19 protein-coding genes are annotated in these 24,402 nt (G+C 67.7%); 12 read left to right on the forward strand and 7 right to left on the reverse strand.

Going from position 1 to position 24,402, the window contains the following annotated elements; translation table 11 throughout:
- The first annotated feature begins 2 nt into the window (after positions 1-2).
- The 7 genes from ACI3KT_RS12735 (at position 3) to ACI3KT_RS12765 (ending at position 9,019) form a co-directional block, all read left to right on the forward strand.
- Positions 3-1,295 (forward strand): anthranilate synthase component I family protein, encoded by a 1,293-nt coding sequence (locus ACI3KT_RS12735; RefSeq protein WP_404904603.1) that lies wholly within the window; start codon positions 3-5, stop codon positions 1,293-1,295.
- 34 nt (positions 1,296-1,329) lie between these two features.
- The gene (gene leuS, locus ACI3KT_RS12740) at positions 1,330-3,906 is read left to right on the forward strand and encodes a leucine--tRNA ligase (RefSeq protein WP_404904604.1); all 2,577 of its coding nucleotides are present in this window, start codon (positions 1,330-1,332) and stop codon (positions 3,904-3,906) included.
- 92 nt (positions 3,907-3,998) lie between these two features.
- Positions 3,999-4,589: a ComEA family DNA-binding protein gene (locus tag ACI3KT_RS12745; protein WP_307297556.1), complete on the forward strand. Its 591-nt coding sequence runs from the start codon at positions 3,999-4,001 to the stop codon at positions 4,587-4,589.
- Complete coding sequence (locus ACI3KT_RS12750) at positions 4,586-6,871, forward strand: ComEC/Rec2 family competence protein (RefSeq protein WP_404904606.1); 2,286 nt, start codon at positions 4,586-4,588, stop codon at positions 6,869-6,871. Before ACI3KT_RS12745 ends, ACI3KT_RS12750 begins: the two co-directional genes overlap by 4 nt.
- Before the next feature lie 52 nt (positions 6,872-6,923).
- Entirely contained in the window at positions 6,924-7,217 is a 294-nt protein-coding gene (locus ACI3KT_RS12755; protein ID WP_404904607.1) for a hypothetical protein, read from the forward strand.
- Between the two features lie 90 nt (positions 7,218-7,307).
- Positions 7,308-8,351: a DNA polymerase III subunit delta gene (gene holA / locus ACI3KT_RS12760; RefSeq protein ID WP_292908448.1), complete on the forward strand. Its 1,044-nt coding sequence runs from the start codon at positions 7,308-7,310 to the stop codon at positions 8,349-8,351.
- Entirely contained in the window at positions 8,348-9,019 is a 672-nt protein-coding gene (locus ACI3KT_RS12765; RefSeq protein WP_404904609.1) for a histidine phosphatase family protein, read from the forward strand. The genes holA and ACI3KT_RS12765 overlap by 4 nt, the downstream gene beginning before the upstream one ends.
- Positions 9,020-9,262: 243 nt before the next feature.
- On the opposite strand, the gene rpsT is transcribed toward ACI3KT_RS12765, so the two are convergent.
- Positions 9,263-9,523 carry a 30S ribosomal protein S20 gene (rpsT, locus tag ACI3KT_RS12770; RefSeq protein ID WP_207483805.1) on the reverse strand — a complete coding sequence of 87 codons (261 nt, stop codon included), beginning with the start codon at positions 9,521-9,523 and terminating at the stop codon, positions 9,263-9,265.
- Between the two features lie 224 nt (positions 9,524-9,747).
- Between rpsT and ACI3KT_RS12775 the strand changes: the two genes are divergently transcribed.
- Both ACI3KT_RS12775 and ACI3KT_RS12780 read left to right on the forward strand, forming a co-directional pair.
- On the forward strand, positions 9,748-11,091 hold the full coding sequence (locus ACI3KT_RS12775) for a GH1 family beta-glucosidase (protein ID WP_404904611.1): 1,344 nt from the start codon (positions 9,748-9,750) through the stop codon (positions 11,089-11,091).
- Positions 11,088-12,344 carry an MFS transporter gene (locus tag ACI3KT_RS12780; protein WP_404904613.1) on the forward strand — a complete coding sequence of 419 codons (1,257 nt, stop codon included), beginning with the start codon at positions 11,088-11,090 and terminating at the stop codon, positions 12,342-12,344. The genes ACI3KT_RS12775 and ACI3KT_RS12780 overlap by 4 nt, the downstream gene beginning before the upstream one ends.
- Here ACI3KT_RS12780 and ACI3KT_RS12785 read toward each other — a convergent pair.
- The 5 genes from ACI3KT_RS12785 to ACI3KT_RS12805 all read right to left on the reverse strand — a co-directional run bounded on the left by ACI3KT_RS12785 (position 12,274) and on the right by ACI3KT_RS12805 (position 18,867).
- Positions 12,274-13,017 carry an alpha/beta fold hydrolase gene (locus tag ACI3KT_RS12785; RefSeq protein WP_292904429.1) on the reverse strand — a complete coding sequence of 248 codons (744 nt, stop codon included), beginning with the start codon at positions 13,015-13,017 and terminating at the stop codon, positions 12,274-12,276. The two genes, ACI3KT_RS12780 and ACI3KT_RS12785, sit on opposite strands and share 71 nt — an antisense overlap.
- A gap of 86 nt (positions 13,018-13,103) precedes the next feature.
- Positions 13,104-14,825 (reverse strand): ABC transporter family substrate-binding protein, encoded by a 1,722-nt coding sequence (locus ACI3KT_RS12790; RefSeq protein WP_404904614.1) that lies wholly within the window; start codon positions 14,823-14,825, stop codon positions 13,104-13,106.
- A gap of 196 nt (positions 14,826-15,021) precedes the next feature.
- Entirely contained in the window at positions 15,022-16,953 is a 1,932-nt protein-coding gene (locus ACI3KT_RS12795) for an ABC transporter ATP-binding protein (RefSeq protein ID WP_292904425.1), read from the reverse strand.
- Positions 16,950-17,882 (reverse strand): ABC transporter permease, encoded by a 933-nt coding sequence (locus ACI3KT_RS12800; protein ID WP_292904423.1) that lies wholly within the window; start codon positions 17,880-17,882, stop codon positions 16,950-16,952. Before ACI3KT_RS12800 ends, ACI3KT_RS12795 begins: the two co-directional genes overlap by 4 nt.
- 1 nt (position 17,883) lies before the next feature.
- Positions 17,884-18,867 carry an ABC transporter permease gene (locus ACI3KT_RS12805; RefSeq protein WP_292904421.1) on the reverse strand — a complete coding sequence of 328 codons (984 nt, stop codon included), beginning with the start codon at positions 18,865-18,867 and terminating at the stop codon, positions 17,884-17,886.
- Positions 18,868-19,108: 241 nt separating this feature from the next.
- Here ACI3KT_RS12805 and lepA point away from each other — a divergent pair, with 241 nt between their 5' ends.
- The 3 genes from lepA (at position 19,109) to hemW (ending at position 22,937) form a co-directional block, all read left to right on the forward strand.
- On the forward strand, positions 19,109-20,962 hold the full coding sequence (gene lepA, locus ACI3KT_RS12810) for a translation elongation factor 4 (RefSeq protein WP_292904419.1): 1,854 nt from the start codon (positions 19,109-19,111) through the stop codon (positions 20,960-20,962).
- 83 nt (positions 20,963-21,045) lie between these two features.
- Positions 21,046-21,699, forward strand: a complete 654-nt coding sequence (locus ACI3KT_RS12815; protein ID WP_404904616.1) for a DUF1990 family protein — start codon at positions 21,046-21,048, stop codon at positions 21,697-21,699.
- Positions 21,699-22,937, forward strand: coding sequence for a radical SAM family heme chaperone HemW (gene hemW / locus ACI3KT_RS12820; protein ID WP_404904618.1), 1,239 nt, complete (start codon positions 21,699-21,701; stop codon positions 22,935-22,937). Before ACI3KT_RS12815 ends, hemW begins: the two co-directional genes overlap by 1 nt.
- Here hemW and ACI3KT_RS12825 read toward each other — a convergent pair.
- Entirely contained in the window at positions 22,934-24,349 is a 1,416-nt protein-coding gene (locus tag ACI3KT_RS12825) for a carboxylesterase/lipase family protein (RefSeq protein WP_404904620.1), read from the reverse strand. The genes hemW and ACI3KT_RS12825 overlap by 4 nt on opposite strands.
- Positions 24,350-24,402 lie beyond the last annotated feature (53 nt).

The raw sequence follows: 24,402 nt of genomic DNA on the forward strand, positions 1-24,402 counted from the left end.
TGGTGCCCGAACCTCTGTCCGTCCGCGCTGTGACCGCACAGGTCGATCCGGCCGCGTTCTTCCTCTCCCTCGAGGCGATCTCGCCGGACGTGTTCTGGCTCGACGTCGGAGCGGGCGCCCGTGAGGGATGGAGCTTCATCGGCACCGGCGCGGTCGACCACCTGCCCGTCGACATGCGCATCGAGGGATCGGACGCGTCAGAGATCCCGTTCTCTGGTGGGTGGGTGGGCTGGTGCGACTACGAGACCGGTGCCCGAAACGCGGGAGCGCCCGCAGCGGAAGCCTTCGGCAGCGCCTGGCTGCGTGCCACGAGGATCGCGGCGTTCGACCATTCGACGGGGGAGACGTGGGCGATCGCGGCCACAGCCGATCTCGACGACTGGGCGGAGTCGCTCTGCATGCCTCTGCGACCGGCATCCGTTCCGCCCGTCCCGACCGCGCCCGCCGTCTCCGCACGTCACACCCCCGCCGAATACGCGACGCTGATCGAGGAGTGCCGTCAGCTGATCCGCGCCGGCATCGCATATCAGCTGTGCCTGACGACCCGGTTCACCGTACCTGGAGCGCACGACGCGGTCGCGGCGTATCTCCGATTGCGTGACGCCACCCCCGCGCACCACGGCGGCTTCATCCGCATCGGCGGCCGCGCGCTGCTCAGCGCGAGTCCCGAGCAGTTCCTGCATGTCGAAGAGGGAGTGATCCGCACGAAGCCGATCAAGGGCACCCGCCCCAGAGGTGCGGACGCCGAGTCGGATGCCGCGCTCGCCGCGGAGCTGCAGGCGGATCCCAAAGAGCGCGCCGAGAACGTGATGATCGTCGACCTCATGCGCAACGATCTCTCGCGGGTGTGCGATCCGGGCACCATCCGCGTCGACGGCCTGTGGGAGGTCGAGAGCTACCCCGCGGTGCACCAGCTGGTCAGCACGGTGAGCGGCAGAGCGTCGGAAGGGACGACCGTGGGGATGCTGCTCGAGGCGACGTTCCCGGCCGGAAGCATGACAGGGGCGCCCAAGCTGTCGGCCATGACGCGTCTGCACGCGCTCGAGGGAGGTCCGCGCGGCGTCTATGCGGGATGCTTCGGCTACGTCGGCCACGACGGCGGCATCGACCTCGCCATGGTGATCCGGAGCATCGTGATCGATGCCGGGCAGGCCGTAGTGGGTGCGGGCGGGGGGATCACCTGGCGCTCGGTCGCAGCATCCGAAGTCGCCGAGGTCGCCACCAAGGCCCGTGCGCCCCTGGCCGCACTCGGGGCCGGAATGCCTGCGCACTGGGGTTCGGATATCCTGAACTGATCCCGCTTTTTCCGTCAGATTGGTTGTGCGTTCGTTGTCTGAGACCTTCTCCACTGCTCCCGCCGAAGAAGAGGCACCCTCGGCGCACGCCATTCAGGCCAAGTGGCAGAAGTACTGGGCCGACAACGAGACCTTCGTCACCGGCGGCCAGGACGACAAGCGCCCGCGGCGCTACGTGCTCGCGATGTTCCCCTACCCCTCCGGCGACCTGCACATGGGGCACGCCGAGAACTACCTGTACTCCGACATCGTGGCGCGCTTCTGGCGCCACCGCGGACACAACGTCCTGAACCCGATCGGGTGGGACTCGTTCGGCCTGCCGGCCGAGAACGCGGCCATCCGCCGTGGTGCTGACCCGCGTGAGTGGACCTACCAGAACATCGATCAGCAGAAGGCGGGCTTCCGCGCCTACGGTGTCTCGTTCGACTGGACGCGGGTTCTGCACACCTCCGACCCCGAGTACTACCGCTGGAACCAGTGGCTGTTCCTCAAGCTCTACGAGCGCGGTCTGGCGTACCGCAAGAAGAGCCCGGTGAACTGGTGCCCCAACGACCAGACCGTGCTCGCGAACGAGCAGGTCGTCGACGGGCGCTGCGAGCGCTGCGGTGCCGAGGTCATCAAGAAGAAGCTGACCCAGTGGTACTTCCGCATCACCGACTACGCCGACCGTCTGCTCGACGACCTGAACCAGCTCGAGGGCTTCTGGCCGTCGAAGGTGCTGCAGATGCAGCGCAACTGGATCGGTCGCTCCATCGGCGCCGACGTCGACTTCCGCATCGAGGGTCGCGACGAGCCCGTCACGGTCTTCTCGACCCGCCCCGACACGCTGCACGGCGCGACCTTCTTCGTCGTCGCCCCCGACGGCGAGCTCGCAGCCGAACTGGCCGCCGACGCGCCCGTCGAGGTGCGCGAGCGCTTCCAGTCATACCTGGCCGACGTGCAGAAGACGACCGACATCGACCGCCAGGCCACCGACCGCCCGAAGACCGGCGTGTTCCTCGAGCGTTACGCGATCAACCCGGTCAGCGGCGAGAAGCTGCCGATCTGGGCCGCCGACTACGTGCTGGCCGACTACGGTCACGGCGCGGTCATGGCCGTGCCCGCGCACGACCAGCGCGACCTCGACTTCGCCCGCGCGTTCGACCTGCCGGTCAAGGTCGTCGTCGACACGACGGCGCCGATCACCGGCGCCATGCCCGTGATCGAGGTCGACGACGAGGGCGTGCCGATCGACACCGGCGCTGCGCTGGACGAGCAGAACCCGGCGTCCACGGGCATCGCGCTGACCGGCGAGGGCCGGATGATCAACTCCGGGCCGCTGAACGGCCTGTCGAAGCGCAACGCGATCGCCCGCGCGATCGAGCAGCTCGAGGCATCCGGCACCGGCCGTGCGGCGAAGAACTACCGTCTGCGCGACTGGCTGATCTCCCGCCAGCGCTTCTGGGGCACCCCGATCCCGATGCTGCACACCGACGACGGCCGGATCATCCCCGTGCCGGAGGACCAGCTCCCGGTGAAGCTGCCCAGCATCGAGGGTCTCGACCTGTCGCCCAAGGGCGCATCGCCCCTGGGTGCGGCCGAGGGCTGGGTGCGCACGGTCGACCCCGAGACCGGTGACCCTGTGCTGCGCGACCCCGACACCATGGACACGTTCGTCGACAGCTCGTGGTACTTCCTGCGCTTCCTGTCTCCGACCAGCGACGCCGTCGCGTTCGACCCGAAGGAAGCGGCGCGCTGGGCGCCCGTCGACTCGTACATCGGCGGCGTCGAGCACGCGATCCTGCACCTGCTGTACGCCCGGTTCATCACCAAGGTCCTGTTCGACATGGGGCTGATCGACTTCACCGAGCCGTTCTCCAACCTCATCAACCAGGGCATGGTCATCCTCAACGGCACGAAGATGTCGAAGAGCAAGGGCAACCTGGTGCTGTTCCAGGAGGAGCTCGACGCGCATGGCGCCGACGCACTGCGCGTGGGACTCGCCTTCGCCGGCCCCGTGGAAGACGACAAGGACTGGGCCGACGTCTCGACCACCGGTGCCCAGAAGTTCCTTGCGCGCGCGATGCGCATCGCCGGCGAGGTGTCGAGCCCCGTCGACGTCGTCTTCGACGGCGGAGATGCCGCACTGCGTCGTGCGACGCACAAACTGCTGTCCGAGGCGCCGGCGCTGGTCGAGCAGACGAAATTCAACGTGCTGGTCGCCCGCCTGATGGAACTCGTGAACATCACACGCAAGACGATCGACGGATCGGCCGGCTCGGCGGACCCCGCCGTGCGCGAGGCTGCCGAGACGATCGCCGTGATGCTCGACCTCATCGCCCCGCACACCGCGGAGGAGATGTGGGAGATCCTGGGTCACGAGCCGTCGGTCGGCCTCGTGACGTGGCGATCGGCGGATCCGGCACTCCTCGTCGAAGACAAGATCACGGCCGTCGTGCAGGTGGGCGGCAAGGTCCGCGCACAGCTCGAGGTGCCGGCGCGCATCGGCGAGGCTGAGCTCGAGGCTCTCGCCCGCGCCGACGAGCGCGTGATCCGCTCGATCGGCGACAAGGAGATCGTCAAGGTCGTGGTCCGGGCGCCGAAGATCGTCAGTTTCGTCGTCAAGGGCTAGTCCTTCTGCACGGAACCGTCACTTCTCCGAGTTCTCCACGGGACGCGGATCTGAGGCTCCGAGGGACCGCGGCCCGCGCTTAACGTGGGCGGATGCCCGACTCGCAGCCGCCGCTCGCGCCGCCCCGCAAGCTGCGGCTGAGCGTCGGCGCCGCGGTCGTGCTCGGCCTTGTCGTGCTCTCCGCCGCGGTCGGTCTCGGGATCATGCGGGGCCAGGCTGCGCCCACCGAGACGGTGCCGCTGACCGAGTCGACGGCGACTGCCACAGGAGAGCTGTACGTCCACATCCTCGGTGCCGTGCACGCGCCGGGCCTCTACGTGCTCGAACTCGACGCCAGGCTCGTCGACGCGGTGGCCGCGGCGGGCGGCACCACCGACGACGCCGATCTCACCGGCGTCAATCTGGCACGGACTCTCACCGACGGCGAGCAGATCATCGTTCCGACGAGCGGGGCCGGCCAGGCGGGAGCACCCGTGGAGTCTCCCGGGGATACCCGGATCGACCTGAACACGGCGGATCAAACGGCGCTCGAGACCCTTCCGCGCATCGGACCCGCCTTGGCCGAGCGGATCATCGCCTGGCGTGACGAGAACGGCCGGTTCGCCTCGGTCGACGATCTGCTGGCCGTACCGGGGATCGGCGAGAAGCTGCTCGAAGGCATCCGCGACGGGGTGCGGGTATGAGGCGCGACCTGCGCCTGCTTCCATTGGCCGGCACCGTATGGGCGGTGGCGCTGCTGTGCGTGTTCGTCCCCGCAGCCGCCGTCTGGGCCGTCGGCGCGGGCATCGTCGCCGCGGTCGCCGCGCTGGCGGTCTGGCGCCGCCGAGGCGCTCTCACCGTCGTCGTCCTCGCCTCTGGCGCCGCCGTGGCGCTGTCGGCGGCGCTCGCGCTGCCGGGCCGCGCCGAGGCGACGGCATGGGGCGGGCGGATCGTCGAAGCGACGGCCGAGATCACATCTTCCGCGTCGATCGGGCAGGACGGGCGGTTGTGGTTCGACGCACAGCTCACCGGCATCGGGTCGCCTGGCGGTGTCGCCCATGCCGCCGCCCCCATCCGCGTCGGCGTCGACTTCGGCGAGGGCTTCGACATGGGCGCGGGCATCAGGATCACGGGACAGGCTGCGCAGACGGATGCCGGGGAACGATCGGCGATCGTGGTGTTCGCGAGCGCAGCCGAGGTCGAGCGGACGGCGAGCGGCGTGTTCGCTCTCGCGGCGGAGCTGAAGGGCGACTTCGTGTCGCGATCGACGGCTCTTCCCGAACCGGGAGCAGGACTACTGCCCGGTCTGGCGATCGGTGACACGCGAGCCGTGACCGCAGACCTGAACGATGACATGCGTGCGAGCGGTCTGAGCCATCTCACTGCCGTCTCCGGCGCCAACTGCGCGATCGTCGTCGGTGCGATGTTCGGGTTGGTGGCTCTGTGCGGCGGCGGCCGACGCCTGCGCGTGGCGATCGCGGTCGCGGCTCTTGCCGGCTTCGTCGTGCTCGTGACGCCGGAGCCGAGCGTGATCAGAGCGGCGGTGATGGCGGGCGTGGCGATGCTGTCGGTGCTGCTCGGGAGGCCGAGCGCCGGCGCGGGGATGCTCGCACTGTGCGCCGCCGGCATCCTGATCGTCGATCCCTGGTTCTCATCGACGCCCGGATTCGCGCTGTCTGTCGTCGCGTCGGGAGCGCTCATCCTGCTCGCCCCGCCGCTCGCCCACGGCATGGAGCGGTGGATGCCGCGGCTGGTCGCCCTCGCGGTCGCCGTGCCGCTCGCGGCGCAGCTGGCATGCGGGCCGATCATCGCCCTGTTCGCCGAACAGCAGTCGCTGGTCGGCGTCGCAGCGAACATGATCGCCGACCCCGCGGCGCCGATCGCGACCGTGATCGGACTGCTCGCGTGCCTGGCCGCGCCCATCCCGCCGCTCGCCGATCTGCTCGCGGCATCGGCATGGCTTCCCGCCGCCTGGATCGCGACCACGGCGACGGTGAGCGCCGAGCTTCCCTTGGCCGAGCTGTCCCTGATCCCGGGGATCGGCAGCGCCCTGCTCGTCGCAGCGGTCAGCGCGGCGTTCGCCGTGGTGCTGATCAGGCCGGGCGGCGGCGAGGTGCTGATCACGCCCCTGCGGTGGGTACGCGGAGCGTCGGCTGCGGTGCTCGTCGTGGTGTTCTCCCTCGGAACATCGCACGTGCTGCTCGCCGGTCCGCTCGCGACCGCGACGAGCCCGGACGGGTGGTCCATCGCCGCATGCGACGTCGGGCAGGGCGATGCGCTGGTTGTGCGATCAGAGGGAGAAGTCGCCCTTGTCGACACCGGTCCGGAGCCTGGCCCGCTCGAGGACTGTCTCCGTGCGCTCGGCATCGATCGCGTCGACCTGCTCGTGCTGACCCACTTCGACCTCGATCACGTCGGCGGCGTCGACGCGGTGCAGGGACGCGTCGGTCAGGTGCTGCACGGTCCGCCCGGCGAGGAGCAGGACGAGCAGATGCTGGCGCGTCTCGTCGCCGGAGGAGCGGAGCCGGTCGACGCGTCCGCGGGGCTCTCCGGGACGCTGGGCGGAGCCTCATGGAAGGTGCTCTGGCCTCAGCGAGGTTCAGCGATCTTCCCGCCGGGGAACGACTCGAGCGTCGTCATGCTCTTCGAGGGCGGCGGAGTGCCGAAGTCCCTGTACCTCGGTGATCTGTCGGCGCAAGCGCAACGGATGCTGTTGCGCACCGCCCATCTCGGCAACGGGTTCGCCGTCGTCAAGGTCGCGCACCACGGGAGCGCCGATCAGGACCCGGGACTGTACGAGACTCTCCGCCCGTCCGTCGCAGTGATCAGCGTCGGCGAAGGCAACGACTACGGCCATCCCCGCGACGAGATTCTCGCCGTGCTCGACGCGCTGGGCGCTCACGTGCTGCGCACGGATCAGCAGGGGCGCGTGCTCCTCGGGATGGAGGGCGGAGAGCTCGAAGTGTGGACGGATAGGGGAGGATGACCCGCTCGAGCGGAGATGTCCTTCTGCTTCGGATCGTTCGGAGGCCGTTTCCGTGAGACACGTCTTCGCCTATCCCAAGGACGTGTCATTCGGTTCCGTCGGTCTCGGGTTCTTGGGCATCTCGACGCCGCACTGTGCGCCGAGCTGTGAGTGGGATCTTCTCGGTCTGAACTTCCGCGGGTTCATGATCGCCGCCGGGCTCATCCAGGTCATCAGCATGGTTCTCATCGTGCTGATGCGACGACGACGGCAGGTGCGGTTGGTGCCGGTCTTCGGCATCGCTCTCACCCTGATCCTGTGTGCACTCTCAGCGGTCATCGCTTACAAGGCGATGCTGTTCTTCTGAACGCCGCCGCTTCAGTCCGGAGCCTGCGGCGGTCCATCGGAGACAGCCCGCTCGGGTGAGTCTGTCGGCGGCCCCCGGTAGGCTGAGATCATGGCAGCTTCGCGTACTCCGGCACGAGGAACCGCGAAGGCGGCGAAGATCCCGCAGGTGTCATGGCGTGATCCGCGCCCGGCATCCGTCGTCCTGGTCTTCGGGCCCGAAGAGGTCTGCGCCGAGCGCGCGATCGCCGGGGTCCGCGACTATCTGCGCGCCGAAGACCCGGCGCTCGAAGTCAGCGACGTCCGTGCCGACGACTACGCCCCCGGCACCCTGCTGTCGATGACGTCTCCGTCGCTGTTCGGCGAGCCCCGTCTGGTGCGGGTCTCGGGCGTCGAGAAATGCTCCGACGCCTTCCTGCAGGAGGCGGTCTCCTATCTCGACCACCCGCAGGAAGGGGCGACGGTGGTGCTGCGGCACACCGGAGCCAGCGTCCGCGGCAAGAAGCTCCTCGACGCGCTGCGAGCCGGAACAGGTGCCGGCATCGAGATCGCGGTGCCGGCCATCAAGCGCGACAGTGACCGTGCCGACTTCGCTGCGGGGGAGTTCAAGGCGGCCAAGAAGCGCATCGCGCCGCAGGCGCTCCGGGCACTCGTCTCAGCTTTCGCCGATGATCTCACCGAACTCGCCGCCGCGTGCCAGCAGCTCATCGGTGACGTCGAGGGCGACGTCACCGAAGAGGTCGTCACCAAGTACTACGGCGGCCGGGTGGAAGTCTCGGCGTTCGTCGTCGCCGACACCGCCATCGCCGGCAGATACGGTGAGGCGCTCATCGCCCTCCGCCACGCCCTTTCCTCCGGAGCCGACCCGGTTCCCATGGTCGCGGCTTTCGCCATGAAACTGCGCACGATGGCCCGCGTCGCCGGCAACCGGGAGCCCAGCCGCCAGCTCGCGCAGCGCCTCGGCATGAAGGACTGGCAGGTCGACCGCGCCCGCCGCGATCTGGCGGGCTGGAACGAGCGCTCTCTGGGCATGGCGATCCAGGCCACGGCCAGAGCGGATGCCGAGGTGAAGGGCGCCGCACGCGACCCGATCTTCGCGCTGGAGCGCATGGTGACCGTGATCGCGACACGTCAGCCGTTCGGAGAAGACGCATGAGACTTCTGCTCGTCCGCCACGGACAGACGCCCAGCAACGTCGTCGGCGCGCTCGACACGGGCAGACCCGGCCCCGGCCTCACGGCGCTCGGACAGTCCCAGGCCGAGGCGATCCCTGGTGCCCTCGCCGACCAGGCAGTCGACGCGATCTACGCCTCCCCGCTGATCCGCACGCAGCTCACAGCGGCACCGCTCGCAGGCGCCCGTGGTCTCGACATCGAGGTCCTCGAAGGGCTCGAGGAGATCGTGGCGGGGCGCTGGGAGATGCACAACGACATGGAGGCGGTGCGCGCCTACATGGAGACGGCGAGCCGCTGGGCGGTCGGTGACCTCGACGCCGTCATCGATGGAGGCGAGTCGGGTCACGAGTTCTTCGACCGCTACGACAATGCGATCGCGAAGGTCGCGGCGGCGAATCCTGCTGCGACAGCCGTCGTCGTCAGCCACGGCGCGGCGATCCGCGTGTGGGCCGCCGCGCGCATCGCCGGCGTCGATCTGTCGGAGGCGGCGAAGTGGCGCATCTACAACACCGGGATGTGCGAGCTCCACGGAGACCCGCAGAACGGCTGGCAGCTCGTGCGCTGGGTCCGGGAACCGCTCGGCGGCGTCGAGCTCGAAGACGCACGCGCCCTCGATGTCGATCCACCGGCGCTGCGCCCTGCTCGCTGACAACTGCTCTTCGCCCTGCTCGCTGGCTCGTCCGCAGCATCCGTCACGTATACGGCCAGTGCGTTCGTCGGCCCGCCCGCGGCACCCGTCCTGCTTTCAACCGGTCCCGTCCGCAGGCGCAGATTTTGTCTGCATGCCGAAAACACGGATCTCGGCGTGCAGACGGGATCTCACCCTGCAGACGGGACGGACAACGAAAAAGCCCGCCTCGGAGGAGGCGGGCTTTTCATGAACGACGGCAGCTCAGAGAGCGGCGACCTGCTTGGCGATGGCCGACTTGCGGTTCGCTGCCTGGTTCTGGTGGATGACACCCTTGCTGACGGCCTTGTCGAGCTTGCGGGCCGCGGTCTTCAGCGCTGCCTCAGCAGCAGCCTTGTCTCCAGTGGCGACGGCGGCGCGGGCGGCGCGGACGTGCGTCTTCAGCTCGCTCTTCACGGCCTTGTTGCGCTCGTGAGCCTTCTCGTTGGTCTTGTTGCGCTTGATCTGCGACTTGATGTTTGCCACGTGTGGACGCTTTCTGTACAGGAGTTGTTTCGGAATGCCGGCTGGAGAAGAGGGCTCCTGCACGACGGTCGTGAGGGAAGAACCCACACGCAAGCCAAGAACCAAGCTTACCAGCATCCGTCCCGATCTCCCTAAATGGGGGCTGATCGCGAAACTCGGTCGCGCAGAACGTGGAACCGGGTGCAGAATCATCCCTAACCCGACATCGACGTCAAGGAACGTGCATGACACTCGCCCTCCCGCCCGGATTCCGTTTCTCGGCCGCCACATCCGCATTCCAGATCGAAGGATCCCGAGACGTAGACGGGAGAGGACGCTCCATCTGGGACGACTTCCTCGAGGCTCCTGGTGCGATCGTCGACGGCTCCACGGCCGACCCCGCGTGCGACAGCTACCGGCATCCGGAGTCCGATGTCGCCTTGGCCGCAGGGCTCGGGCTCGACCGCTACCGATTCTCGATCCAGTGGGCGCGAATCCAGCCCGAGGGGAGAGGCCGGGGCAACCTCGTGGCGCTCGATCACTACTCCCGCGTGGTCGATCTGCTTCTCGACGCCGGGGTGACGCCCTTCCCGACCCTGTACCACTGGGAGATGCCCGTCGCCGTCGAAGCCGACGGGGGTTGGCTGAACCGCGACACCGCGGCGCGATTCGCCGAGTACGCGGCTCTCGTCGTCGAGCGCCTGGGCGACCGCGTCTCGCACTGGTACACGTTGAACGAGCCGGCCATGACGACCCTGCAGGGCTATGCGACGGGAGCTCTCGCTCCCGGCAGGCAACTCCTCTTCGGTGCCTTGCCGACCGTGCACCATCAACTGCTCGCACATGCTGCCGCGTTCGAAGCGCTGAGGGCCGGCGGAGCGCAGCAGATCGGTCTTGTGAACAACCACACCTGGGTGCTGCCTCTGCACGACACCGACGCAGACCGCGCAGCCGCGCACATGTACGACATGATCCACAACCGCGTCTTCAGCGAGCCGCTGCTCGACGGCATGTACCCCGACCTGGAAAGCCTGGGATTCCCGCCGATGCCCGTACAGGCCGATGACATGGCACGCATCCGGGCATCGCTCGACTTCTACGGCATCAACTTCTACAACCCGACGACCGTGACCTCCGCGGCCCCCGACAGTCCGATCCCGTTCGGCATCGTGCCCACGCCGGGGGTGCCGGTCACCGGCTTCGGTGCGGAATGGCCGATCATGCCGAGCGCTCTGCGCGATCTGCTCGTCGATCTGAAGAGGAGGCATCCGCAGCTGCCCCCCGTGATCATCGGCGAGAACGGCGCATCGTTCCCCGAGCCGGCGACCGCCGGCCGTGTCGATGACCAGAACCGCATCGACTACCTCACCGGCCATCTGGCCGCCGTGGCCGAGGCGATCGAGGCGGGCGTCGACGTCGAGGAGTACACGGTGTGGTCGCTGCTCGACAACTGGGAATGGGCCGACGGATACACCCAGCGGTTCGGGCTGGTGCACGTCGACTTCGAGACGGGTGAGCGAACTCCCAAGGCCTCTTACGACTGGTACCGCGATCTGATCGCCCAGCACCGCGAGGAGGACGCGCGATGAGCTCATCGACGAAGGTCGGCTCCGGCTGGATGACCCTGTTCACACTCGCCTGGCTGGCGATCTGGACCGTGCAGCTCACTCCCGTGCAGCTGCTGCTGCCCCTGCAACTGGACACTCCGGAAGACGACTGGATCACGGGAGTGGTGTCTTCGGGCCTGGTGCTCGGCATCGGCGGCCTCGCGGGCATCATCGCCGGGCCCGTCGCCGGAGCGCTCTCGGACCGCGCAGGCGTGGGCCGTCGCCGTCGCCGGCCGTGGGCACTGGGTGCGGTCTGGCTGACGGCGGTATGCCTCGCTCTCACGGGGTACACCTCGGGGCCGTGGGCGGTAGGAGCCGCGTGGGTCGGCGTCTCGATCGGCGTGGCCGTCTCCTCGGCCGCCTTCACAGCGATGATCGCCGATCAGCTGCCGCCCAGGCAGCGGGGCGCCGCATCCGCCGCGGTCGGGTCGAGTCAGGCCGTGGGCATCGTTCTCGGAGTCGGACTGGTCGTGCTTCTCGGCCTCGACATCACCACGGGCTACTGGCTGCTAGCCGCGATCATCGGCGTGGTCGGCACGGCGGCGGCGCTGGCACTGCCCGACCCGCTCGCCGCTCAGGCGGAGCTGCCCGATCGTCGCCGCAGCATCCTGCTGAGCTCACTGCGCGACCGCGATTTCGCGTGGATGCTCTCCGGCCGCCTGGTCGCGAACATCGGCAACGCCCTCGGCACCGCGCTGTTCCTGTTCTTCCTGCTGCACGGACTGAACCAGCCGAACGCCGAAGCACAGGACAACCTGTTGCTGCTGATCGTCGTCTACACGGTGTTCGTGGTCCTCGCCTCTGTGCTCACGGGACTCATCTCCGACCGCACGGGTGACCGCCGCGGCCTGACCGTGATCGCGGCGTTCGTGCAGGCGGCGTCCGGTCTCGTCATCGCCCTGGTGCCGACCTTCGAGGCGACCATGGTGGCGGCCGCCCTCATGGGCCTCGGCTACGGCGCGTTCTCGACCGTCGGCCTGGCCTTCGCCGCCGATCTGCTGCCCGACGAGCAGGACCATGCCCGCGATCTCGGCATCGTGAACGTGACCGCGGCGCTGGGGCAGCTCATCGGCCCGATGCTCGGTGCGGGTCTCGTCGCGATGGTCGGAGGGTTCTGGCTCGTGTTCATCGCAGCGGCCGTGCTGTCGGTCATCGGCGGACTGCTCACCGCGGTGGCGAAGCCGAAGAACCGGCAGCCTCGACCGTCGCGATCGCGAGCCGCAGCACCGCGTTGAACACGCGCGGTCGCATGGTCGTGACGAGATGGGTGGTCCGCGGCACGACGACGAGTTCGGCGTGCGGAGCGAGACGGCGGAAGAGGGATTCGTTCAGGCGCAGCTGATCGAACTGGCCGTTCACGAACCACAGGGGAATCGTGATGCGCTGCAGAGCGGTCGCGATGTCGATGCCGGAGAGCGTGCGCAGCGCACGATCCTGCATGTCGAGGGCGTAGCCGCCGGCGGCGTAGTCGCCGCGGGTCTCGAGTGGGATCGTCGCACTGAGGATGCGCTCGGTGAGCCACATGCCGCGGTCGGGCAGTGCGTTGACCGCCCCTGCGATCACGCGGTAGGCAGCGAGGCCTGCGCCGCGGGGGAGCGCGGTGCAGGATGCCGCGATCAGACCGGCGATGGGGGGACGCTGCCTGCCTCCGGCGTAAGCGAGGGTCAGGAGCCCGCCCATCGAGTGCCCCACGAGCAGCACAGGGCCTCTCTCTCCGGCGTCACGCACCGCCGCATCGATCGTGTGCAGCGCCTCGTGCAGCGTGAAGTCCTCGTGCATGCGGGTGCCGTGCCCTGGCAGATCGATCGCGGTCGCCGGAGCGCCGATCGATTCAAGAAAGGCGAGCTGCGAGCGCCACATGGTGGCGGAGGTGCGGATGCCGTGCACGAGGACGATCTGGACGGTCACGGACTCAGCCTAGAACGCAGCGGGCACGAAAGAGGCGGGGCCGGTGGATGAACCACCGACCCCGCCTCCTGTTCGATTCGGAAGAGTTACTTCTCCCAGCCGAGGTCCTCGACCGGCGTGACGCCGAAGAGGTCCAGACCCACGTAGGGCTCCGGCGTGAGGTTCGCGAGACCCTTCTGGGCGACGTAGACCGACGGGCCGTTGTAGAGCGGGATGACGCCCCACGTCTGCTCGATGATCTTCGGCTCGAGCTTCATGGCAGCCGCGGTCCAGCTCTCAGCGTCCTTCTGCGACTCGACGTCGTCGGCGATCATCTTGTCGATGTCGGCCGTGCCGGTGCCCGAGAGGTTCAGACCGCTGTCGGAGCAGTAGATCTGGCACATCCACGCCGGTCCGAACGGGTCGGAGTCGGTGAAGCGGAGTCCGAAGATGTCCCAGTTCTTCGACGTGAAGTCGTCGGAGAAGTCGGCCGATGCACGGACCTCGATCTGGAGGTCGATGCCGAGCTCCTTCTCCTGGGCCTGCAGCGACTTCGCGAGAGCCTCCTGGACGGGGCTGTTGCTGAAGATCGGGTAGACGACCGAGAACTTCACGCCGTCCTTCTCGCGGATGCCGTCTTCGCCTTCCTTCCAGCCTGCCTCGTCGAGGAGCTTCTTGGCGGCGTCGACATCGTTCTTCAGACCGGCCTCACCGAATGCGTCGATCCAGCCATCCTGGAACGAGTACATGTTCAGCGAGCCGGCGGCCTTCTCTTCGTAGCCGAGGCCCTTCCACGCGATCTGCTTCTGCTGATCGATGTTGATGCCCATGAAGAAGGCCTTGCGGACGTTGACGTCCTCGAACTGCGGCTTGTCGGCGTCGACCATCAGAACCGTCTTGGCGGTCTGCTGGGCGCGGCGCACGACGGCGCCGTCGACGTCCTCGACCTGCTTCAGGCGCTCTTCGCTGCCCGCCTCGACCTGGTCGATCTCACCGTTCTTGAACGCGTTGATCGCAGCGTCGTCCTCGAGCGCGGTGAAGGTCACCTTGTCGAGCATCGGAGCGTTGCCCCACCACTCGGGGTTCGGCTTGAAGGAGACGAAGCCGGCGTTGGCGTCGAACTCGTCGACGGTGTACGGGCCGGCGCCCCACTCCGCGTTGAGGTTGCCGATGTACGCGTTGTTGAACGTCTCGACGTCAGCGTGCTTCGGGTTCAGGACACCACCGGTGAGGAACGCCATGGACGGCCAGGCGTAGATGCCGTCGAAGGTGACGACGGCCGTCTTGGCGGTGTCGCCCTGCTCGACGGACTTGATCTGCTTGTAACCGTCGGTCGCGTTGGGGTTATAGCCCTCGTCGTACGAGCGGTTCGCCTTCCAGGTCGCGTCGATGGAGGTCCAGTCCATGTCGGTGCCGTCGTTGAAGTGCGCCTTGTCGGTGAACGTGAAGGTGACGGTCGTGTTGCCGTCCTTCTCGCCGATCTCGTATGCGTCGAGGTAGGCGTCGTTCTTGTAGACCTCGCCCTCCGGCTTCACCAGGAGGATCTGCGGCATGTAGTAGTACCACAGACGCGCGGTGTCGGCGCTGGCGTCGCTGTTGAACGCGTTCAGCTGCTCCGGAACCTCATTGATCTCGAAGTTGACCTCGCCGCCCTCCTTGAGGTTCTCACGAGGCTGCGGGTTGTAGTCGGCGGCCTTGGTCTCGACGCTCTCGCCGCCCCCGTTGCCATCCCCGCCACCGGTGTTTCCGGAACCGCTCGCGCAACCCGCGAGGGCGAGTGCGAGGACGCCGCTGATCGCGATCGCCCCCAACAGCTTCTTGTGCTTCATGGTGCTCCTTTCGCCTTTCGGCGTTTCATAAAGGGAAGACTAGTTCTCGATGTCCGGGTGCCACAGCGTCGCGCAGTGAATACCGCCTAACTGTTATCGGACGGTGACCAGAGCGTCATCCGCTCGTCATCCGGAACAGCGGGAGGCCGTGATGATCGCCTCGCGCAAATGCCCGAGACGATCATCACGGCGTCGATCAGGCCGCCGTGACAGGACGCGTCGTCTGCGTCTCCGGGTCGAACACGACCCGCTCACGTGAGCGCTCGATGTCCGGATCCGGAACAGGGATCGCCGAGAGCAGGGCCTTGGTGTACGGATGCTGCGGATTGTCGAACACCTCGTCGACGTCGCCGTGCTCGACGAAGTCGCCGAGATACATCACGGCGACGCGGTCGGCGATGTGCCGGACGACCGACAGATCGTGGGCGACGAACAGGTAGGACAGTCCCAGTTTCACCTTCAGCTCGTCGAGCAGGTTGATCACGCCGGCCTGGATCGACACGTCGAGCGCCGACACCGGCTCGTCGAGCACGACGATCTTCGGGTTCGTCGACAGGGCGCGGGCGATGCCGATGCGCTGACGCTGACCTCCCGAGAACGCCTGCGGGAAGCGGTCGCTGTGCGCCGGGTTGAGGCCGACGAGGTCCATCAGCTCATCCACGCGTGCGTGGATCTCCGCCTTCGGCATGCCGATCGCCGACATGGGCTCTGCGATGATGTCGGCCACCGTCATGCGGGGGTCGAGAGCACCCATCGGATCCTGGAACACGATCTGGATGTCGCGGCGCAACTCGCGCTCGATCCTGCGGTTGTGTAGTTCGTTGACGCTGGTTCCGGCGATGATGATGTCGCCGTCCTTCTGCTTGACCATGTCCATGATCTGCAGCAGGGTCGTCGTCTTGCCCGAACCGGACTCGCCCACGATCGCCATCGTCTCGCCCTCGCGGACGTCGAAGCTGATGCCCTTGATCGCCTGCACTTCGCCGACCTTGCGCTTGAGGAACGCGCCCTTGAGCAGCGGGAAGGTCTTCGTGAGGTTCTTCACCTCGAGCGTGATCGGTCGCTCCTCACGCGGCATCCGGGTCAGTTCGCTCTCGGGGACCTCTCGGATCGGGTAGATCGGGAGACCGCCGAGGCGACCGTCGTCATCGATCTCATCCGCACGGATGCACGCGGCCAGGTGGGGCTCGCCAGTGCCGGTCGAGACCGGCAGCAGCTCGGGCTCGTGCGTACGGCACGCGTCCTTCACGATCGGGCAGCGGTCGGCGAACGGGCACGCGTCCGGAAGGTTGATCAGCAGCGGCGGGTTGCCCTTGATCGGAGTGAGCGGCTCCTTCTCGGCCTTGTCGATCCGGGGGATCGCGCCGAGGAGGCCGATCGAGTACGGCATCCGCGTGCGGTGGAACAGCTCGCGCGCGGGCGCGTGTTCGACGGGCTTGCCCGCGTACATGACCATGACGTCGTCCGCCGTGCGGGCGACCACTCCCATGTCGTGGGTGATCATGATGACCGCTGCCCCTGTCTCGTCCTGGGCCTTCTCGATCAGGTCGAGGATCTGCGCCTGGATCGTGACGTCGAGAGCGGTCGTCGGCTCGTCGCAGATGATGAGCTTCGGGTTGTTCGCCATCGCGATCGCGATAACGACGCGCTGACGCATGCCGCCCGAGAACTCGTGCGGGAACGACTTCATGCGCCGCTCCGGCTCAGTGATGCCGACGAGCTTGAGCAGCTCCACCGAGCGGTCCCACGCCTCCTTCTTGGAGAGGCTGCGGTGCACGGTGAGCGCCTCGATCAGCTGTTCCCCGATCGTGAAGACGGGAGTCAGCGACGTCAGCGGGTCCTGGAAGACCATCGACATGCCGTTGCCGCGGATCACCGACATCTGCTTGTCGCTCTTGCCGAGCAGCTCCTGGCCGTCGTAGACGATCGAGCCGGTGACACGGGCGTTCTCGTCGAGCAGGCCCATGATGGCGAGCGAGGTGACGGACTTGCCCGAGCCGGACTCGCCGACGATGCCGAGGGTCTTGCCGGCCTCGAGATCGAACGAGACGCCCCGGACGGCGTCGACGCGGCCCGCCTCTGAGGCGAAGCTGACCTTCAGGTCACGGACGGAGAGTACGGTGCTCATGCGCGGCCTCCCGCTGCAGACGTGGGATCGAGGGCGTCGCGCAGACCGTCGGCGATGAGAGCCATCGACACAGTGAGCAGGACGAGGGCGGCTGCCGGGAAGTAGAACAGCCACGGAGCGGTGACGAGCGAACTCGAACCGGATCCGATCAGGGCGCCGAGCGACACGTCGGGGATCTTCACCCCGAAGCCGAGGAACGACAGTCCCGTCTCGGTGACGACGGCGTTGACGACGCCGAGGGTGAAGTTGATCACCAGGAGCGAGCCGATGTTGGGCAGCAGATGGCGCAGCACGATCCTCATGCCGCTGACGCCCATGTAGCGAGCGGCGCTGACGTACTCGCGCTCGCGCAACGAGAGCGCCATGGTCCAGATCACTCGGGCGGGGAAGTACCAGCCGATCACGAAGATCATGATCAGCGAGATGACCCGCCAGTCGCCGCCGGCCTTGTTCGAGATCATCGCGAGGATGAGGAAGCTCGGGATCACCATCATGAAGTGGATGACCAGCAGAGCGATCCGCTCGGTCCAGCCGCCGAAGTAGGCGGCGGCTGTGCCGACCAGCGCCGACACGACGGTGGTTCCGACCGATACCGTGACGGCGATCATCAGCGAGCGCTGCAGACCGACCGCCACTTGCGCGAACAGGTCGTTGCCCGCGCTGTTGGTGCCGAACCAGTGCTCGGTCGACGGGCCCGTGTTGAGGTTCAGGAAGTCGAGCGCGGTGTGGTCGTAGCGGGCGATCAGCGGACCGATGATGGCGAACAGCACCAGGAGGACGAAGATGGCCATGCCCGCCATGGCGCCCTTGTTGCGGGCGAACCGGCGGGAGTAGAGGGTCCACTTCGACAGGCGCTTGGTGGCGACCTTCGGCGTGATGGCCGGCGCATCCGACGGGTGGACAGTGGGGTCGATCATGTCGGTGGTCATGTCAGCTCACTCTCACGCGCGGGTCGAGCACGACGACGGCGATGTCGGCGAGGACCGCACCGATCGCCGTGAGGACGGCGCCGAAGGCCGCGATCGCGACCGTGCCGTGGATGTCGTTCTTCGTGATGGTCTCGATGAAGTACTTGCCCATGCCGTTCCACGCGAAGATCGTCTCCGTGAGGACGGCCCCCGTGAAGACGGCGGGGATCGTGAAGGCGACCTGGGTGGCGACCGGGATCAGCGAGGTGCGCAGTGCATGCTTGCGGATCGCCTCCTGCTTGGTGAGGCCCTTTGCGCGAGCGGTGCGGACGTAGTCGGCGCTGATGTTGTCGAGCAGCAGCGACCGCTGCAGGAAGTGGATGCCGGCATAGCCGATGAGCACCAGTGCGAGCGTGGGCAGAGTGAGATGCTGCAGCACGTCTATCAGTACGGGGAAGAACCCCTCGACGTCTCGGCTGGCGTTGCCGGTGACGAAGAAGATCCGCACGCCGGTCGCGTTGTTGAGCCCGATGGCGAGCAGCACGATGCCGAACGCGGCGACCACGATCGGGATGTTCATCGTGATGATGCTGGTCGCCTGGCCGATGCGGTCGGCGAGCTTGTACTGCCGCGATGCGGTGTACACGCCGAGTGCGATGCCGAGGATCGTCGTGAGGATCGTCGCCCCGAGGACCAGCTCAGCGCTGACCCACATGCGGTAGGCGATCTGCTCGTTCACGGAGCCGCCGGTCGGGCTGACGCCCCAATCCCAGTGCAGAACGATGTTCGTGAGCCAGGTCCACCACCGCTCGATGAGCGGGACGGTGTCGCTGAGGTTGCGCGGCTTGAGGGTGTTGACGATCTGCTCTTCGGTCAACGGTGGGCGCCGGCCCACGTAATTGCTGCGCGGATCGAGAAAATTCCACGCAAGGAAATACGTGAGATTCGTCGCGACCACGATCATGAGCAGCCAGCCGAGAGCTCGGCGCGCGAGATACTTGATCAAGGGTGTGATTCTTTCTCTTTTACAGACGCTCGCCAGGATCTGCCGACGCAACGCTGAGCCGGGTAGTCATTCAATCACCAACGGCCGTTCTGCGCGACATGACGCCAGCACGCTGTCTGTGACGGAGTCCTATCGCCCGCGGGATTCGGTGTCATGCACTTCACCCGGGCAACTTCGCGAGACTATCACCGGATCGGGCTGATCGAGCATTAGCCTCCCCTGACCGTACAATCGAGGGGACATGTCACCACGCGCCCTCACACCTCTTCAGCCTGCCGCGACGCCCGCTGAACAGATCCGCAACTTCTGCATCATCGCCCACATCGATCACGGCAAGTCCACGCTGGCCGACCGCATGCTCCAGATCACGGGGGTGGTCTCGGACCGGGACATGCGCGCCCAGTACCTGGACCGCATGGACATCGAGCGTGAGCGTGGCATCACGATCAAGAGCCAGGCGGTGCGGATGCCGTGGCAGATCGACGGTGAGACCTTCGCCCTCAACATGATCGACACTCCGGGCCACGTCGACTTCACCTATGAGGTGTCGCGGTCGCTTGCGGCGTGCGAGGGCGCGATCCTCCTCGTCGACGCGGCGCAGGGCATCGAGGCGCAGACGCTGGCGAACCTCTATCTCGCGCTCGAGAACGATCTGCACATCATCCCGGTGCTGAACAAGATCGATCTGCCTGCCGCCGACCCCGAGAAGTACGCCAAGGAGCTGGCATCCCTGATCGGCGGGAAGCCCGAGGACGTGCTGCGCGTCTCGGGCAAGACCGGAGTCGGAGTCGAGGAGCTCCTCGACCGGCTGGTGCAGGAGATCCCGGCGCCGAAGGGCGATGCGGATGCTCCGGCCCGCGCGATGATCTTCGACTCGGTGTACGACGCCTATCGCGGCGTGGTGACCTATGTGCGCATGATCGACGGCTCGCTGTCGCCGCGCGAGCGCATCCAGATGATGTCGACCGGAGCGAACCACGAGCTCATCGAGATCGGCGTGTCCAGCCCTGAGCCGATTCCGAGCAAGGGCCTCGGTGTCGGGGAGGTGGGCTACCTGATCACGGGCGTGAAGGACGTGCGCCTGTCGAAGGTCGGCGACACGGTCACCACCGCTCGCAAGCCGGCATCCGTCGCGCTGGCCGGATACACCGATCCCAAACCCATGGTCTTCTCGGGCATCTACCCGATCGACGGCAGCGACTACGCCGAGCTCCGCGAGGCGCTCGACAAGCTCAAGCTCTCCGACGCCTCGCTGCAGTACGAGCCGGAGACGTCGGTTGCTCTCGGTTTCGGATTCCGCTGCGGCTTCCTCGGACTGCTGCACCTCGAGATCATCACCGAGCGCCTCTCGCGCGAGTTCGGCCTCGACCTCATCACCACCGCCCCCAGCGTGATCTACGAGGTGCTCACGAGCGACACGGGCGAGACCGTCACCGTCACGAACCCGAGCGAGTACCCGGACGGGCGCATCGGCTCGGTCTCGGAGCCGATGGTCAAGACGGCGATCCTCCTGCCGAAGGACTACGTCGGCACCGTGATGGAGCTGTGCCAGTCGCGCCGAGGCACCCTCCTGGGCATGGAGTACTTCTCCGAGGAGCGCGTCGAGCTGCGCTACAACATGCCGCTCGGTGAGATCGTGTTCGACTTCTTCGATCAGCTGAAGTCGAAGACGCAGGGCTACGCCTCGCTCGATTACGAGCCCTCGGGTCAGCAGGAGGCCGACCTGGTCAAGGTCGACATCCTGCTGCAGGGCGAGAAGGTCGACGCGTTCAGCTCGATCGTCCACCGTGACAAGGCGTACGCCTACGGCACGATGATGGCCGAGCGGCTGCGCAAGCTCATTCCCCGCCAGCAGTTCGAGGTGCCGATCCAGGCCGCGATCGGCGCGCGCATCATCGCGCGCGAGACCATCCGTGCGATCCGCAAGGACGTGCTCGCCAAGTGCTACGGCGGTGACATCACCCGAAAGCGCAAACTCCTCGAGAAGCAGAAGGAGGGCAAGAAGCGCATGAAGATGGTCGGCCGCGTCGAGGTCCCCCAGGAGGCGTTCATCGCCGCTCTCTCCGGAGACGTCGAGGGCAAGGACAAGAAGTAGGCGAGCCACCCCGGGTCCCCGAGCTCATCGAAGGGCGGCGCGTGGGGGTGATCGCTCAGGAAAGCCGAAGTAGGGTGGAGATCATGCGGCGCGGGACTTTCCGAGACGACACGGTGGACTATGCGGCCGTGGGTGCAACCCATGCCCCTGATCTGATGCAGTATCCGCCCGAGCGCAGCATCCCTGCAGAGCAGTCGTGGCGGATCGGCAGCGGGGCTGAGCGGTTCCAGACGGCCGGTGAGTCGTTGCTGTCGTGGACGGCGCAGCGCGCGGCGGGGCTCAGCATCGAAGACGTGCGCCCGGCATCCGGTCCCGCGTATGCGGGGGTGAGCTTCGACGCCGAGGGCAACCCGATCGCTCCGAGCCGTCGAGACGTGGAGCAGCGCTTCGACGCCGAGGGCACTCCGTTCGTCGGGCCCGGCATGACCCTGAAGCTGCACGGCCACGTCTCCGGCATGCGGGCCGACGCCGAACTGCGCGTGATCTCGGTCACGGAGGAGAAGCGGCGGATCGGCTTCGTCCTGGGAACCGTCGGAGGATCGGTGGTCAGCGGCGAGGAGTCCTTCGACATCGACTGGCGCGAGGACAACGACGAGGTGTGGTTCACCGTCCGCGCGTTCGACGCCCCGAACTCCTTGCTGTACCGGCTGCTGCCCGCTCTGGTGAGGCGGCGTCGCAAGGAGCTGTTCGCCCGCTACCTGCGGGCGATCTCGCCGCTGTACGCGACCCCCGTGTGATGGCGGGCCCGCTCCCTCTCGGCGATCCGGCCCCCGCAGACGGCAGACTGCCGTCGGATCTTCCGATCGATCCTGCCGTGCCGTTCTCGGCCTATCTGCACGTGCCCTTCTGCCGGGTGCGCTGCGGATACTGCGACTTCAACACCTACACGTCAGGTGAACTGCGCGGGGCGAAGCAGGAGGACTACGCGTCCACTCTGATCTCCGAGATCGCGATCGCGGAGCGTGTGCTCGCCGATGTCGGCGCCCTGCGACCGATGGACACGGTCTTCTTCGGCGGCGGCACGCCCACGCTGCTGCCCGCCGGCGATCTGGCGCGGATGCTGGATGCTGCGGCATCCGCCTTCGGCCTCGTCGACGGGGCCGAGGTGACCGTCGAGGCGAACCCCGACACGGTGACCCCCGAGGTGGTCCGCACCCTGGCGGATGCCGGCGTGACGCGGTTGTCGGTGGGCATGCAGTCGGCGGTCCCGCACGTCCTCGCCGCGCTCGACCGCACGCATCGTCCTGAGAACGTGGACACGGCCGTCGCTGCAGCGAAGGACGCCGGTCTCGCCGTCAGCGTGGATCTGATCTACGGCGCCCCCGGCGAGTCGCTCGGCGACTGGGAGCGGTCGCTGGACGCGGCGCTCGCGCTCGACTCCGACCACATCTCCGCCTACGCGCTGATCATCGAAGACGGTACCAAACTGGCGCGGCAGATCCGCCGGGGCGACGTGCCGACGCCCGATGACGATCTCCAGGCCGACATGTACGAGCTCGCCGACTCCCGGCTCGCCGCAGCCGGCTTCGAATGGTACGAGGTGAGCAACTGGGCGCGCCCTTCGACGACCTCGGGGACCCAGCACGACAATCGTTCCCGTCACAACCTGGCCTACTGGCGGGGGAGCGACTGGTGGGGTTTCGGGCCGGGCGCCCACAGTCACGTCGCGGGGCTCCGCTGGTGGAACGTCAAGCACCCGGCGGCCTATGCGCAGCGTCTCGCCGCTTTCGAGTCTCCGGCCGCGGGCACCGAGCGTCCGGATGACGAGGCTCGGATGCTGGAGCGGGTGCTGCTGCTGAGCCGGCTCGCCGAGGGCATCGCGGTCGCCGATCTGCCCGCGGCGAACCGCGCTCGGGTCGCCGGGCTGATCGCCGACGGTCTGGTCGACCCGGCAGCCGCGGTGCACGGCAGAGTGCGCCTGACCCTGCGGGGTCGACTTCTCGCAGACGCCGTGGTGCGCGAGCTGACCGACTAGGGGAGCAGGTCCATGGCGGTCGTCCGCCGCTGGGGGACCGTGGTGCTGATGGTGTCGAAGAGCCGTGTCAGCCGATCGGGGCCGTACACGGGCCAGCCGGGGTCTCCCGTCTTCACGAACGAGATCCACGACGCGTGCATCTCGGTCGCGAGCTCGCGAGGAGCATCTGGGCCCGCCAGCCGCTGCGCTTCCTCGTCGGCGAGCCGGTCGAAGACGAAGCCGAGTTCGAGGGCATGCGCCGCACGCAGATCGCGCACAGGGCTCCGCCACGCGAACTCGTACACGTGGGTCGGAGCCGTGCGCGCGCGGGCGACGCGGCTGAGCGGCGCGCGCAGCATGATGTCGGTCGCGAGCTGACCGAAGATCTCCCCGGTGGACGCGCCAGGGAACTCCGCCCGATAGGCCGCGACGGCGCGCCGGGGGATGCGCAGGGCCAGGCATGCCAGCAGCAGCTTCACTGGACGGATGGCGGCGAGCGCTGCGGGAGCGAACCACAGTCGGTACTCGTCGGTGTTGCTGCCGATCAGCAGAGGCGTGTCGATCTCGCCCAGCACCTCGTGCGGCGAATGGGGCAGGCTCTCCGGATCGATCGCGAACTGGAAGCCTGGGGCTCCACCGAGAGGCGACGAGCCGGCGGCCTGGTCGCGACGCGCTTCCAGCAGCTGATCCGGTGCGACGCCGGCGAAGGAACGGCGGTCGGCGGCGATCCCGAGACGCTTGGCCAATTGCGCGGTGACGCGACCTGCTCGGCCGGCGCTCTGCGCCTCGAGCGGACCCGACTCGATGATCGCGCGTGCGATCAGGGCGCGCGAAGAGGGGCGTGCGAGCAGGCCCGCCACGATGGCGCCTCCGGCCGATTCGCCCATCGCGGTGATCTGCCCGGGGTCACCGCCGAAGGCGCCGATCTCCGCATGCACCCACTCCAGAGCGGCTGCGGCATCCTGCAGCCCGAGGTTGCGGGGTGCGCCTTCGAGGACCGAGAAGCCTTCGGAGCCCAGGCGGTAGTTGATCGACACGAAGACGATGCCGGCGCGCGCGAACGCCTCGCCGTCGTACAGCGGGATGGCGGATGCGCCCCGCTCCAGCGCGCCGCCGTGGATCCACAGCAGCACCGGAGCAGCCGACGCATCGGTCGGCGCCCACACGTTCGCGGTGAGGATCTCGTCGCCTTCGATGCGCACGGACCCGAGCAGCTCGCCGATCGCGCCGGGGTAGGGGAGCTGCGGCGAGGTCGCCCCGAATGCCGTGGCGTCCCGTTCGTCCTTCCACGACTGCACGGGTTGAGGCGCGCGGAATCGGTTGTCGCCGAACGGCGCGGCCGCGTACGGGATGCCGAGGAAGCGGCGGATGCCCGCCTCGGCCGTTCCCCGGACCGCGCCGGATGAGAGGGAGACTGTGCACGGCGCTGGCATGAGCGCCATCCTAAGGTGTACGCGTTAGGATTGGCACTCTAGGTGTCAGAGTG

It is taken from the genome of Microbacterium sp. ZW T6_19 (assembly GCF_044987465.1).
Lineage (GTDB): Bacteria > Actinomycetota > Actinomycetes > Actinomycetales > Microbacteriaceae > Microbacterium > Microbacterium natoriense_A.